14 protein-coding genes are annotated in these 11,821 nt (G+C 59.4%); 4 read left to right on the top strand and 10 right to left on the bottom strand.

Going from position 1 to position 11,821, the window contains the following annotated elements; translation table 11 throughout:
• Nucleotides 1-1,177, top strand: a 1,177-nt coding sequence (locus Q1A07_RS21310; protein ID WP_299784447.1) for a thioredoxin family protein, incomplete at its 5' end; no start/stop codon positions are given.
• A gap of 5 nt (nucleotides 1,178-1,182) precedes the next feature.
• On the opposite strand, the gene Q1A07_RS21305 is transcribed toward Q1A07_RS21310, so the two are convergent.
• The 5 genes from Q1A07_RS21305 to Q1A07_RS21285 form a co-directional block, all read right to left on the bottom strand.
• A complete protein-coding gene (locus Q1A07_RS21305) occupies nucleotides 1,183-1,836 on the bottom strand; it encodes a DUF3047 domain-containing protein (RefSeq protein ID WP_299784445.1) in 654 nt (217 codons plus the stop codon).
• Between the two features lie 8 nt (nucleotides 1,837-1,844).
• Nucleotides 1,845-2,612: a glutaredoxin gene (locus Q1A07_RS21300; RefSeq protein WP_299784443.1), complete on the bottom strand. Its 768-nt coding sequence runs from the start codon at nucleotides 2,610-2,612 to the stop codon at nucleotides 1,845-1,847.
• A gap of 16 nt (nucleotides 2,613-2,628) precedes the next feature.
• Nucleotides 2,629-3,567, bottom strand: coding sequence for a DUF305 domain-containing protein (locus Q1A07_RS21295; protein WP_299784441.1), 939 nt, complete (start codon nucleotides 3,565-3,567; stop codon nucleotides 2,629-2,631).
• A gap of 68 nt (nucleotides 3,568-3,635) precedes the next feature.
• Nucleotides 3,636-4,037, bottom strand: coding sequence for a Cu(I)-responsive transcriptional regulator (cueR, locus tag Q1A07_RS21290; RefSeq protein WP_299784439.1), 402 nt, complete (start codon nucleotides 4,035-4,037; stop codon nucleotides 3,636-3,638).
• Nucleotides 4,038-4,049: 12 nt separating this feature from the next.
• Nucleotides 4,050-6,560, bottom strand: coding sequence for a heavy metal translocating P-type ATPase (locus Q1A07_RS21285; RefSeq protein WP_299784437.1), 2,511 nt, complete (start codon nucleotides 6,558-6,560; stop codon nucleotides 4,050-4,052).
• Between the two features lie 207 nt (nucleotides 6,561-6,767).
• Here Q1A07_RS21285 and Q1A07_RS21280 point away from each other — a divergent pair, with 207 nt between their 5' ends.
• Genes Q1A07_RS21280 through Q1A07_RS21270 form a run of 3 tightly spaced genes read left to right on the top strand, consistent with a single transcriptional unit; the run spans nucleotide 6,768 to nucleotide 7,603 of the window.
• Nucleotides 6,768-7,061 carry a DUF2933 domain-containing protein gene (locus Q1A07_RS21280; RefSeq protein ID WP_299784435.1) on the top strand — a complete coding sequence of 98 codons (294 nt, stop codon included), beginning with the start codon at nucleotides 6,768-6,770 and terminating at the stop codon, nucleotides 7,059-7,061.
• 51 nt (nucleotides 7,062-7,112) lie between these two features.
• Complete coding sequence (locus tag Q1A07_RS21275) at nucleotides 7,113-7,325, top strand: heavy-metal-associated domain-containing protein (RefSeq protein WP_299784433.1); 213 nt, start codon at nucleotides 7,113-7,115, stop codon at nucleotides 7,323-7,325.
• 29 nt (nucleotides 7,326-7,354) lie between these two features.
• Nucleotides 7,355-7,603 carry a hypothetical protein gene (locus Q1A07_RS21270; protein ID WP_299784431.1) on the top strand — a complete coding sequence of 83 codons (249 nt, stop codon included), beginning with the start codon at nucleotides 7,355-7,357 and terminating at the stop codon, nucleotides 7,601-7,603.
• 34 nt (nucleotides 7,604-7,637) lie between these two features.
• On the opposite strand, the gene Q1A07_RS21265 is transcribed toward Q1A07_RS21270, so the two are convergent.
• From Q1A07_RS21265 to Q1A07_RS21245, 5 genes are read right to left on the bottom strand one after another with little or no spacing between them, the layout of a single operon-like run.
• Complete coding sequence (locus tag Q1A07_RS21265) at nucleotides 7,638-8,306, bottom strand: L,D-transpeptidase (RefSeq protein ID WP_299784429.1); 669 nt, start codon at nucleotides 8,304-8,306, stop codon at nucleotides 7,638-7,640.
• Nucleotides 8,307-8,360: 54 nt separating this feature from the next.
• Nucleotides 8,361-9,089: a DsbA family protein gene (locus tag Q1A07_RS21260; RefSeq protein WP_299784427.1), complete on the bottom strand. Its 729-nt coding sequence runs from the start codon at nucleotides 9,087-9,089 to the stop codon at nucleotides 8,361-8,363.
• A gap of 10 nt (nucleotides 9,090-9,099) precedes the next feature.
• Nucleotides 9,100-9,576 carry a cytochrome c gene (locus Q1A07_RS21255; protein WP_299784425.1) on the bottom strand — a complete coding sequence of 159 codons (477 nt, stop codon included), beginning with the start codon at nucleotides 9,574-9,576 and terminating at the stop codon, nucleotides 9,100-9,102.
• Nucleotides 9,573-10,958 carry a multicopper oxidase family protein gene (locus tag Q1A07_RS21250; protein ID WP_299784423.1) on the bottom strand — a complete coding sequence of 462 codons (1,386 nt, stop codon included), beginning with the start codon at nucleotides 10,956-10,958 and terminating at the stop codon, nucleotides 9,573-9,575. The genes Q1A07_RS21255 and Q1A07_RS21250 overlap by 4 nt, the downstream gene beginning before the upstream one ends.
• On the bottom strand, nucleotides 10,955-11,821 hold the full coding sequence (locus tag Q1A07_RS21245; RefSeq protein ID WP_299784421.1) for a CopD family protein: 867 nt from the start codon (nucleotides 11,819-11,821) through the stop codon (nucleotides 10,955-10,957). Before Q1A07_RS21245 ends, Q1A07_RS21250 begins: the two co-directional genes overlap by 4 nt.

Here is an 11,821-nt window from a genome sequence, read left to right as displayed (position 1 = left end):
CCTGAATGTCATGCCCTGCGTGTTACCCGTTCTATCGATCAAGCTCACATCTGTTTTGAAGGCAACCGGTCAAACCCGGCAGATGACGCGCAACGGATTCCTGTTTTCAGCTTTGGGGGTACTGACATTTGTCTGGGCGCTTGCGGCTGCCTTAGTGTTTCTTCAATGGATCGGAGTATCCGTCGGCTGGGGTATACAATTCCAAAATCCGGTCTTCGTGACGCTGATGTTCATGGTCATCGCCGTCTTTGCCGCCAATCTCTTCGGTGCATTCGAGATAGCCCTGCCCGCGGCCCTTCAAGACCGCCTGGGTGCAAGCAATGCCAGAGCCGGGTACATCTCAGACTTTGGCACCGGACTACTTGCGGCCATCCTCGCTACGCCGTGTTCCGCCCCGTTCCTCGGCACCGCGATCACCTTTGCGCTCGCGGGTACACCACTGGACGTGATAGTGATATTCACGGCGCTCGGTCTTGGACTGGCCCTCCCCTACCTCGTCATTGCCGCACGTCCCGAGTTGGTCACGCGACTGCCCCGGCCCGGGCGATGGATGCTTCTGGTCAGGATCCTTCTTGGCGGTCTGTTGCTGGCAACGGCCGCATGGCTCTTGTTCGTTCTTGTCGGCGTGGCGGGTGGGCGGGCAGCTGCCTTTATCTCGGCACTCACAGCTGTCTTCATCGTCGCCGCATCAATCCCACAGGCAAACCAATGGGTACGGCGTGCGATTCTCAGCGCCTGTGTTTTTCTGGCGATTTTCGGGGCAGGTCTCATCTCAACCCCTGACCGCACCACTCCGGGGGTTGATGCGACGTCCCACTGGCAGGATTTCGAACCCCTCGGTATCGCGCGCCGCGTCTCTGAAGGCGAGACGGTGTTCGTCGATGTGACTGCGGATTGGTGTCTGACCTGCAAAGCCAACAAGTCTCTCGTGCTTGACAGGGATCCAGTACGTGCGCGGTTGCGTGGCGGTTCCGTGATCGCCATGCAGGCGGATTGGACCCGCCCGGATGACAACATCGCGCGGTTTCTCGAGCGATATGACCGATACGGCATTCCGTTCAATATCGTCTTCGGGCCAGGGTCGCCTTCCGGCATCGCTCTCCCGGAAATTTTGACGCCACAGGCAGTTCTTGACGCTCTCGACACAGCGTCTGTTCGAAGTGTCGCGTCGGAGTAACGCGTTTAATCGAGCTGAAGATCGGAAATCGACGCGACGATTCTGCCCTTGGTATCATCGCTGTCGGCCGACACGGCCAATCCAATCAAGGCACCCGGCTCGATCCCGAACGCAGTGCGATGATCTGATGCGAGATCGACCTGCTCACGATACTGCCCGATCTCTGAAGGGCGCAGGACTTTGCTGCGCAACCGGGGCGAATAGGGGCTGGGCAATATCGCATTGGTCGGGTGCGCACCGCCCCACACGTAGATCAGGGCGCGTGCGCTGTCCTCTTGAAGAACGCGCCGCGCGCTCTTTCCGCTCAGAGCGTCCACCCTCTCCGGATCGACGAACACGAAGTAGATCGCCAGATTTCTGTCTTCACCACCTTTGATCGTAAGATCGGTCGGTCGGACACCCTCGTGGACCCGCCAGACCCAACGCGCAGATTCAACCGAACGATTGTGGTCCTTAACGGGGCGCCAGAGCAACGAGACCGTGCCGTCCGAAACGATGTCCAACTGGCGTCCCCGTTGACCAAAATCGTTCGAGAAAAGGCGCAAGAAGCCCTGCTCTTTCCAGCTGCCGTCAAAAGAAATGGCCTCGTCGGCGGTGCCCGCGGCTGGTGCAAACACGGCGCATGTCAGCAAGGTCAGGACTTTGGCGACATGGACCATTGCTCCTCCTATATCCAACCGAGTGCGCGCGCGGGCATCCAGACCCCCATAAAGATCATCATCAGATTTTCGGTCAGCGACACAAATCCCAGTGGCACGTTCGACCCGCCACCAACGCAAGCGCATTTCAACTCTCGCCCGTCGATATAGACCGCCTTGAACACGGAGACCGCCCCGATGGTCCCGATTACGAGGGCGATTGGGGCACTGATCCACACAAGTGCGCCCGCGACCATAAGAACGCCCGCGATGGCTTCACCAAAGGGATAGATGTAGCCGTAACGCACCCAGCGTTGCGCGAGCAGATCGTAGTTCAGGAACATTGTCGAGAAGCCTTCGATATCCTTCAGCTTCTGGACGGCAAGGAAGCACATGGAGATCGCGATAAACCACTCGAAAGCACGAAGGGTAAGTATCGACCCAGAGAACGCCCAGCTGAGGCCCAGGGCCATGAGAAACGCCACCGAGAAGATCGCGATCACCGGCTGATAGGTCGTCTCGTCCGCCTCCTTAACCTCTTTCCCGAAGTGCTCGCGCAATGCGTCATAGCCGCCGATGCGCGTACCGCCGATGAAGGTCTGGGGTGTTGTCGATACGTCGTGTTCCGCCTTGAACGCGTCCGTTTCTTCGCGCGTCGTCAGATGATGATCTTCGACCTCATACCCTTCGCGCTCCAAGAGATCTTTCGATTTCAATCCATAGGGGCAGAGGTGGTCTTCCATGACCATGCGATAAAGAACAGCCTTCCCTGCGGCCTGGTTGGTATCTTTCGGCATCATGTCCTCCATTGGTCTAGCTGTTGCAGGTCCAGTATCCCATGAAGCCAACCGCGAGCGGGGTTTCACCGGTCAATTCGAACAGAAGGGTAGAGCCTTCTCCGTTGTCAGCATCGCTCATCGCGACGGTCATCTGGCCACCATCGGCCATCAGAACACCTCCAGGGGCCACACTGCCGGTCGCTTCGAATTGCACCAGCGACCCGGAGACTTTCGCGATACCCTGCCCGTTTCCATCGGTCGCCAATATGGGGTCGGCGTTGACGGCGCGAACGAACGTACACATCGGCTCGGTGCCGAGCCCGCTTTCGATCTCCGCGTCCGAAAGAGGAGCAGGACGGATGCCTGCAATGACCGGCGTCGAGATTGCCTGCGTCAGGCTTGCCACGCTTGCAGGTCCATCGGATTTACCCAATGGCCATTCTGGCCCAGCTTCACCATTTGCTTCGATGTCGGCGAGCAGGAAGCGCATCTCCGCAATTTCCCGATCTTGAGCCACGACAATTTCTTCAGCAAGCGCTTTGACGCGCGGGTCAGTGATTTCCGCCCTCTTGCTGGTCATAATTGCAATCGAATGGTGCGGGATCATGGCACTCATCCAACTTTCATCCTGCACGGTTTCTTGGCCGCGGACGAGCCAGAGAGCGCCGGCGAACAGGACTGCCGAGCCTGCGAGAATTGCGACATTGGCAGCGAGGTTTTTGTACATGCCCCACATAAACAGGAGCATCACGACTGCCATCGTCGCACCCATGACAAAGGTCATATAGAACCGTGTCTCGCTCCAGTAGACATGCTCGATGGCATAGGTGTTCAGATACATCAGGCCGAACATAATAGCGGTCGACGTTCCAACCATCGCGAGGAAGCGCCCGTAAGAAGACTTGCCGTGACTGTCCGATTTCGCGGAATCGGCTGTGCGGCTGTCGTGATTTAATATTGCTGAATCTGACATGTGAACTCCTTTCGCTTTTCTCTCAAACAAGATTCCAGCGCTGGAGGGTTCCGAAATAGAACGCGTTTTCAGCGGATGTTCTTCAGGTCACCAGAAAGATCCTTCAAGATCGGGCAATCCGGTCGGTGGTCTCCGCGGCAGGCCTCGACGAGATGGGACAAGGTCTCGCGCATTTCCTGAAGCTGCGCGATTTTGTCGTCGATTGCGCTCAGGTGCTCTTCAGCTATGGTCTTTACTTGGGCACTTTCCCGCGTTTCATCCTCGTAAAGGCTTAAGAGATTGCGGCAATCCTCGATCGAGAACCCGAGCGCGCGCGCGCGACCCAGAAACGCAAGCTTGTGCAGATCGGTCTCGCGGAACGCGCGGTATCCGTTGCCGCTGCGCTGCGGCCTGACCAGGCCGATATCCTCGTAGTAGCGGATGGTTTTGGGCGGGATGCCAGACCGCTCTGCAACTTCTCCAATGTTCACGACACGATCCTCCTATTCCGCGGGTTGGGTCTGTGCACTGATCCGTGGTGCGGTGATGTCTCTGTCTTCACGCAAGGCCGGCGCGATGCGGCGCAGACGCAGGGCGTTTGTCAGAACCGATACCGACGACAGGGCCATAGCACCCGCCGCGAAGACCGGGGAAAGAAGCAAACCAAAGGCCGGATAGAGAACCCCGGCGGCGACCGGGATCAGCGCGACATTGTACCCGAAGGCCCAGACGAGGTTCTGGCGAATGTTCGACATGGTGCGCCTGGAAACCTCAACCGCATTCACCACGCCGCGCAGATCGCCTGACATCAAGACCACATCGGCGGATTCGATAGCGACATCGGTTCCGGTGCCGATGGCGATGCCGACATCCGCATGGGCCAGGGCCGGTGCATCATTGATGCCGTCGCCGACGAAAGCAATCATTCGGTCTCCCGCGCGCAGATCGTCGAGCGCTGCGACCTTGCCATCCGGCAGGACACCCGCGATCACGTGGTCGATTCCGGTTTCGCGCGCGATGGCCTCCGCCGTCTCGCGTTTGTCTCCGGTGATCATCGCAACCTTGAAACCGCGCGCGTGCAGGGCTGCAATGGCTTCCTGGCTGGCGGGTTTCACGGGGTCCGCCACGGCGATCACTGCGGCCAGTTTGCCGTCGATCGCCGCATAAAGCGCTGTCCGGCCCCGCCCTGCCAGCTCGGCTTCCGTTTCGACCAAGGCGGCGATTTCGATCCCTTCGCGGGACATATAACGGTCCGCGCCGACCATCACCTCCTGACCTTCGACAGTCGCGGCGACGCCGTAACCGGTGATCGACCGGAAGCCCGTGGCATTCGGAACGGCGATCCCTTCGGCCCGCGCGCCGCGGACAATGGCTTCGGCGATGGGATGCTCAGACTGGGCCTCCACAGCGGCGATCAGGCTCAGCACTTTGTCTCGGTCGAAACCGTCGGCGGTGACCAGATCGGTCAGCGACGGCTGGCCTTCGGTGACAGTCCCCGTCTTGTCGAGTGCGATGACATCGACTTCGGACAAGGCTTGGAGCGCATCCCCCTTGCGGAACAAGACTCCCATCTCTGCGGCGCGCCCGGTGCCCACCATGATCGACGTGGGTGTGGCCAAGCCCATGGCGCAAGGACAGGCGATGATCAGAACCGAGACGCCGGCCACCAGCGCAAAGGTCAAAGCCGGGTCCGGTCCGACAAGCAACCAGACCACCACCGTGAGCGCGGACAGCACCATGACCGCAGGCACGAACCACAGGGTCACGCGGTCAACAAGGCCCTGGATGGGCAGCTTGGCGCCTTGCGCCTCCTCGACCATGCGGATGATCTGTGCGAGCGTGGTATCCGACCCGACCCGTGCGGCCTTGAACGTCAGGCTGCCAGTGCCGTTGACGGTCCCGCCCGTTACGGCGGCACCTGCAGCCTTCTGCACGGGCACAGGCTCTCCGGTAATCATGCTCTCATCCACATTGCTGGATCCCTCGGTAACCTCGCCGTCCACAGGGATCCGCTCACCCGGGCGGACCAGGATCACATCGCCGACGGCGAGTGCATCGACATCGACCTCTACCGTGTCACCACCCCGGACGACGCGCGCGGTGCGGACCTGCAGGCCCAGCAGAGCCTGAATCGCAGCGCCGGTGCGGCCCTTGGCGCGTGCTTCGAGCCATCGGCCAATCAAAATAAGGACGACGATGACCGCAGCGGCCTCGAAATAGACCGCGCGCACGCCCTCTGGCAGAAGTCCGGGAAGAAAGGTTGCGACCACCGAATATCCCCAGGCCGCGCCGGTGCCGACGGCGACGAGGCTGTTCATGTCCGGGGCGCCCTTGAAAAGCGCGGGAAACCCCTTGGTGTAGAAATGGCGTCCCGGCCCGAAGAGGACGAGTGTTGCGAGGACGAACTGGATGATCCAAGACGCTTGGAGACCAATCGTCGTCATCACCAAGTGATGAAATGCCGGAATAAGGTGGGAGCCCATTTCTAGGATGAAGACCGGAAGCGTTAGAATTGCTGCCAAAAGGACGCTGCGGCGCAGTCCGTCGGCTTCTTCTGCCTTGCGTGCGACGCGAGACTGGCTCGCCTGCGCCTCTGCAATCTCGGCCGGATAACCAATCGCCGCCGATGCGGCCTTCAAGTCACCCGAGGACACCGCGCCCTCGAGATACTCGACCGTCGCCGTTTCTGCCGCCAGGTTCACGCTAACGGAAAGCACTCCGGGCACGTCCGCCAGTGCCTTGTCCACCCGCCCGACGCAGGATGCGCAGGACATGGACGCAATGTTCAAGGTGACCTTGGATGTCCGCGCGGGATACCCCAAGGAGGCAAGCGTCTGCGTGGCGTCGGTAAGCCGAGACGGATCATCCAGCGAAAGGCGCGCCGTTTCGGACGCGAGGTTGACGGCGACTTCGGAAACCCCGTCGAGCCCCGCCAAGGCCTTCTCAACACGCCCCACGCAGGATGCACAGGTCATGCCTTCGATGCTGAGCGTTGTTTGACTGGTGTCGGTCATGGCGTGTTACCTCGATTGCATGCTCGAGGCAGATATAGGGCTTCCAGTCACTGGAAGCTCAAGGGGTTTATCGGAGATTTTTTTTTTAAACCGGCACAGCATCAACCTACAGTCTCTCTAACCCCCTGTTTCCGATTGAAATGTATCGATTTGTAAACTTGTCGCACGAGCGATTGGTGCGCTATCTCCGAGGAAGGAGTATGTTCGATGAATATGTCAGATCAAGAAAAGCAGCCGCAGAATTCAAAGATGATGCACGTCGGCATGTGGGTGTGCTGCGCGGTGATGCTGCTTCCGCTGCTTGTTTTCTTTATCCGAGGCGGCTCGTTTTTTGGATTGCAGGACAGTTTGGGCGTTCTGGCCCCAATCGCCCTTTGCCTCGGCGCACATGGCGTGATGTTCTTCTTCATGGGGAAGTCCTGTCATGGAGGCAGCAAATCATCGAATAGCAACGCTCCCGTCGCCATAAAAACCGCTGTTCCAACATCGACGGACGCTTGACCTTCCACCAACTGGAATCCCTATTTCCAATTGGTGAGAAAAGGATGCGCCATGAAATTTCACGTCCCAGAGATGAGCTGCGGCCATTGCGTCGCTGCAATCGAAAAAGCGGTAAAGGCCGCAGACCCGTCAGCAACCATCCGGACGGATTTGGCTGCACACGCGACAGAGATCGACTCGACAGTCTCCACGGCTGCCCTGCTTCAGGTTCTTGCGGAAGCTGGTTATCCGGCGATCGCTCTGGGAGAAGGTTCGGAGGATTGAAAATCCGGATGAACGGGACCTCTAAGGCGTTGGGCCTGATTTTTGGTGCGTATTTGCTGACCGGATGTGCCACGACGCCGGCGGTTGATGCGGACGGTGCCTTCACCGAATTGCCTGAACCACTCGTCGGTCTCGCTGCGCCATATCAAAACCTCAACAAGGTACGGCTTGATCCGAATGACAATTGTTTTTGGTATCTTCACAACGGCCCGGTCGAAGCGACCTGGTTGCCGCTCAGAACGCCTCAAGGCAATCCAATCTGCCAGGCGGTGAGCTAGGTCAAGACGCTTTGAGCAACATCAAGGTGCCCATTTAGCTGCCGATCGCATCTTCGGGCGGATACAGGTGAGCGGTCTTGCCCGTTTCCACGTTGGGATAGAGATCGTTGATATGTGCCATGATCATGCGCACGCATCCTGAACTCGCACGACCTCCGATCGAACGCGGCTCAGGCGATCCATGAATACGCAGATAAGTGTCCCGGTTCCCCACGTAGAGATAAAGCGCACGGGATCCCAATGGGTTGGTTGGCCCCGCGTCCATCCCCTCCGCATGCTCTGCATAAAGGTCCGGGTCGCGTTCGATCATGTCGTCCGTTGGACGCCAAGTGGGCCACTTGGCTTTACGCCGCATCGTGTAGACACCCGGCTCGTACAATGTCCCGCGTGCGATGGCCACGCCATAGCGCATCGCCGTGCTGCCGTTCGGCTCGATATGGTACAAGTAGCGCGCAACGGCATCGACATGGATGTCACCCGGCACGAGGCCCGCCTTTGCCTCCACCCGAACAGGAAGGAACCGCGGATGAACCCCCCACGGATTGGAAGTTGAGGGGTCATAACCCGGAGGTGTGACTTGCGCATCCCAGACATCCCACATCGCGCGCGGGGACGTGGGCGCTGCCGATATCGACGTGGCGAGCGGCGCCGAAAAGAGCATTGCAGACCCTACCACAAAGTGCCGACGCGTCAGTTTGGCCATCAAAGTACCTCTTTCACTCGTTTTGACTGTGTCCGTTCGCCCATTGTCAGGAAACTATTGACCTGCGGCGCGTGCTTCCTGCGCAAGACGGATCATCTGATCAGCCTCGATGACCCCCGGAACCAGCGCGTCTCCGATCACAAAGGATGGCGTGCCATTGAAGCCGAGCGCGCGGCTCATCTCCATTGACGCCGCGATATGGGCATCGATCTCAGGCGCCTGCATGTCCCGTTGCAGCTGCGCGACATCCAAACCAATCTCCTGTGCAACCTGGATGACGGACGCTTCCTCGGCCCGGCCTTGCATGCCCATCAACGCCCAGTGAAATTCCTCGTATTTGCCCTGCTCTCGCGCGGCCAATGCGGCGCGCGCGGCAAAAACAGAGCCGTCTCCGAGGATCGGCCACTCTCGATAGACCAGCCTCACATTGGGATCTTCGTCCAAGAGCGCTTCGATATGCGGCTTCACCCGACGACAATAGGGGCAGTTGTAGTCGAAAAACTCCACGACCGTGACGTCGCCTTCTGGATTTCCGAGAACCGGCGCGTTCGGGTCGTTCTCGAGGAGATCGCGGTTTTCGGAGAGGACACTCGCCGCTGCGGCGGCCTGCCGTTCCTGTTCACGCCGTTCAATGATCTGAACCGCCTCGAGGACAATCTCCGGGTTTTCGCGGATGGCCTCCAGAACCAATTCCTTGACCCGGTCTTCGCTGAGCGCGTCAGCATGAGACGCGAATGGGGCGAGCAAAGTGACGACCAGAGACATTGTCATTGCGATCTTCATGAGAGTTCTCCTAGTTCACCGGCACGCCATTAGTGCGCGCGGCTTGCATATCCTGTATTTCCTCGGGCCAAGTCGACTTGATGTACCCGAGGATATTCCAGATTTCCTGGTAGGAAAGTTGGTCGCCGAAACCGGGCATGCCGCTGTCGAACTCCATGCCCTGAGCGGCCATCACCTCTCGGCCCCCAAGCTTTGTGTAGTCGAACAGCACCTGGTCGGCATGATGCCAGGTGTGACCGGTTTCATCATGGGGAGGTGCCGGCAGCCGACCGTCCGCGCCCGGACTCCGCCAGTTCTCCTGACCCTCCAGATTGGCCCCATGGCACGCAGCACAGGTCTCGGCGTAGAGCGCTTTGCCGACCACGAGATCGACGCTTTCCGGCATCACCCCGCTTTGGACATCTTCGGCAGACCCGGTCCAGACATAGGCTGCCGCCCCGAGCGCCGTCAGGACACCAATCCCGAGGATGGCAGCCATCGCTCTCATGCCACATTGACCCATGTCATCATGCCGGACGCTGCGTGTGACAGCATATGGCAATGCAGCAGCCATTTTCCTGGGTTGTCTGCCACGAAGGCAATGTCGCGCACTTCGCCCCGGTCGAGCAGCGTGGTGTCGCGCAGCGCGCCGAGGCTGCCATCGGGTGCGATCTCGTGAAAATGCATGCCATGAAGATGCATGGCATGCGGAAACGATGTGTCATTGGTGATCTTCAGCCGAACGGTTTCGCCACGCGACAACTCCGCCAGTGCTGGACCATCCATGCCACCCACCGCGCCATTGAAGGCCCAGAAGTTTCCTGTCTCCATCATGTCGCGCATCGAAGACATCCGACCGCCCATCATGGCACCGCGCATGCCGCCCATGGCCCCCCCTTCCATCAGCAATGCGATGTCCCTTGCCGATCCCAGATCGGGCATGGCATGGGCATTCGGCGGCAAGGGTTGAGGCGTTCCGCGCCGCGCGCTTGTACCGTCGCCTGTCACCCCGAAAGCCACCTGAGAAAAGCTTTCATCGCGGCTCAATTGCACGATATGGCCCGCGCTGCCGACCTCTGCGGTCACGTCGACGATCAGGTCCACCCGTTGTGCCGACGACAGCAGGAATGAACCTTCCACGGGTTGCGGCACGGCCAGCGGCATCCCGTCCATGGCCACAATCCAGCCTTCGAGCCCCTCCAGCGCGAGTTGGAAAATCCGGGCGTTCGATGCATTGATCAGCCGCAGGCGTAGACGCTCATGCCGTTTCACATTCTTCGCGAGATTGTAGACGCCGTTCGTTGTGATGTAGTTCCCAAGGCGCCCGGCATGGCTGAGGTCATGCATCGCCCCGAAGGTATCCGCAATCTGAGCTGTTTCCGGATCGATGCGCCAATCGTCAAGGATCAGGACCTCTTCCCGATCGATATCGATCGGCTCCGGCTCTTCGACGATCAGCGCACCCTGAAGACCACGTGCGACCTGCTCGAACGAGCGGTTGTGCGCGTGATACCAGTAGGTGCCCGCGTCGGGGACAACGAAATCGTAGTCAAAGCTGTCCCCAGGGCGAATGGCGTCCTGCGTCAGACCGGCCACCCCGTCCATCGCATTGTCGATGCGGATCCCGTGCCAATGGGTCGATGTCGGATCGGGTAACTCATTGATAATACGTCTCTGTACCCGCGCGCCTTGCGTAACCCGGATTTCCGGGCCCGGCGCGATACCATCGAACCCCCAGATCTGCGTTTTTCCATAGTCATCAGGCAAAAGCTGTATATCTGCGACCCGGGCTGTCACCGCGCGCATGTCTGTCTGCGCGAACAGTGAATTCGGCATGCACGCCAAACCGGCAGCACTCATGCGAAGAAAATCGCGTTTTGAAAGTTTCATGATGGCACCGTTAGGATTGAGGTGAAGACAGCCGTGGCAAGCAAGATGACACTGATACAAACCCATTCGACAGAAATCGATCTTGCAAGGTGCGGCCCAGCTTTGGGATCACCGCTCTGCAAAGCGGGCACAATCCGTGTTTTGTTGATGGCGGCAAGGGCCAGAAGCAGCGTCACGACGGCAATCTTTGCCAGAAGTGTCAAACCATAGGCAGTGCCGAGAAGCGCGGAAAACGAACCCACCAGTCGCCAGGTCATTACCACGCCAGCGAGTAGTAGGAGTGGGACCGCAACAGATGCGACCTGTCCAAAGCGATGTCCAAGCACGGCAGCAACTCGCAATGTGTCCGCAGACCCCGCAAGCTTATGGAGCGGAAGAAGGACGCCGATCCAGAATGCGGCAACGATCAGATGACCGAACAAGACGCTCTGAAACCACAGGCGATCTTCGCTGGCGACATGACCGATCTCGCAAAAACTCCAGATTGCCAAGAAACTGCCCAAGAGCGCGACCCATAGCCACCGCCCCCCCAAGACCACACCGGTCAGGAGTGCCCCCAGGCCCAGTAGCCGCAACAGCAGGGCGTCTCCGGGCGGCGTTTCCCAGAGCAACGCCAGGATCGCCAGATCAGTCATGCCTGAAGCATCATCCATGAGCACTGCGCCCCGCACGGCAAAGCCGAGGAATGACATTGCAGCCGCCAAAAGAGCAAAGAAGACGGCCCAGGCCCGTAGAAAACGGTCGAGCCCAGCCAACTGCTCGGAAAAGACTTGGCGACAGAGTATCAGCCCGGCACTCGTGAGGACGCCGAGATAGAGCAAAAACTTTGTGGCAACCGCAGCCTGTCCCCAGATATCCGGCAC

The organism is uncultured Roseobacter sp., assembly GCF_947492555.1.
In the GTDB taxonomy this organism is placed as follows: domain Bacteria; phylum Pseudomonadota; class Alphaproteobacteria; order Rhodobacterales; family Rhodobacteraceae; genus Roseobacter.
The sequence above is the reverse complement of the archived record's forward strand: the minus strand, read 5'-3'. Positions and strand labels throughout refer to the sequence as shown.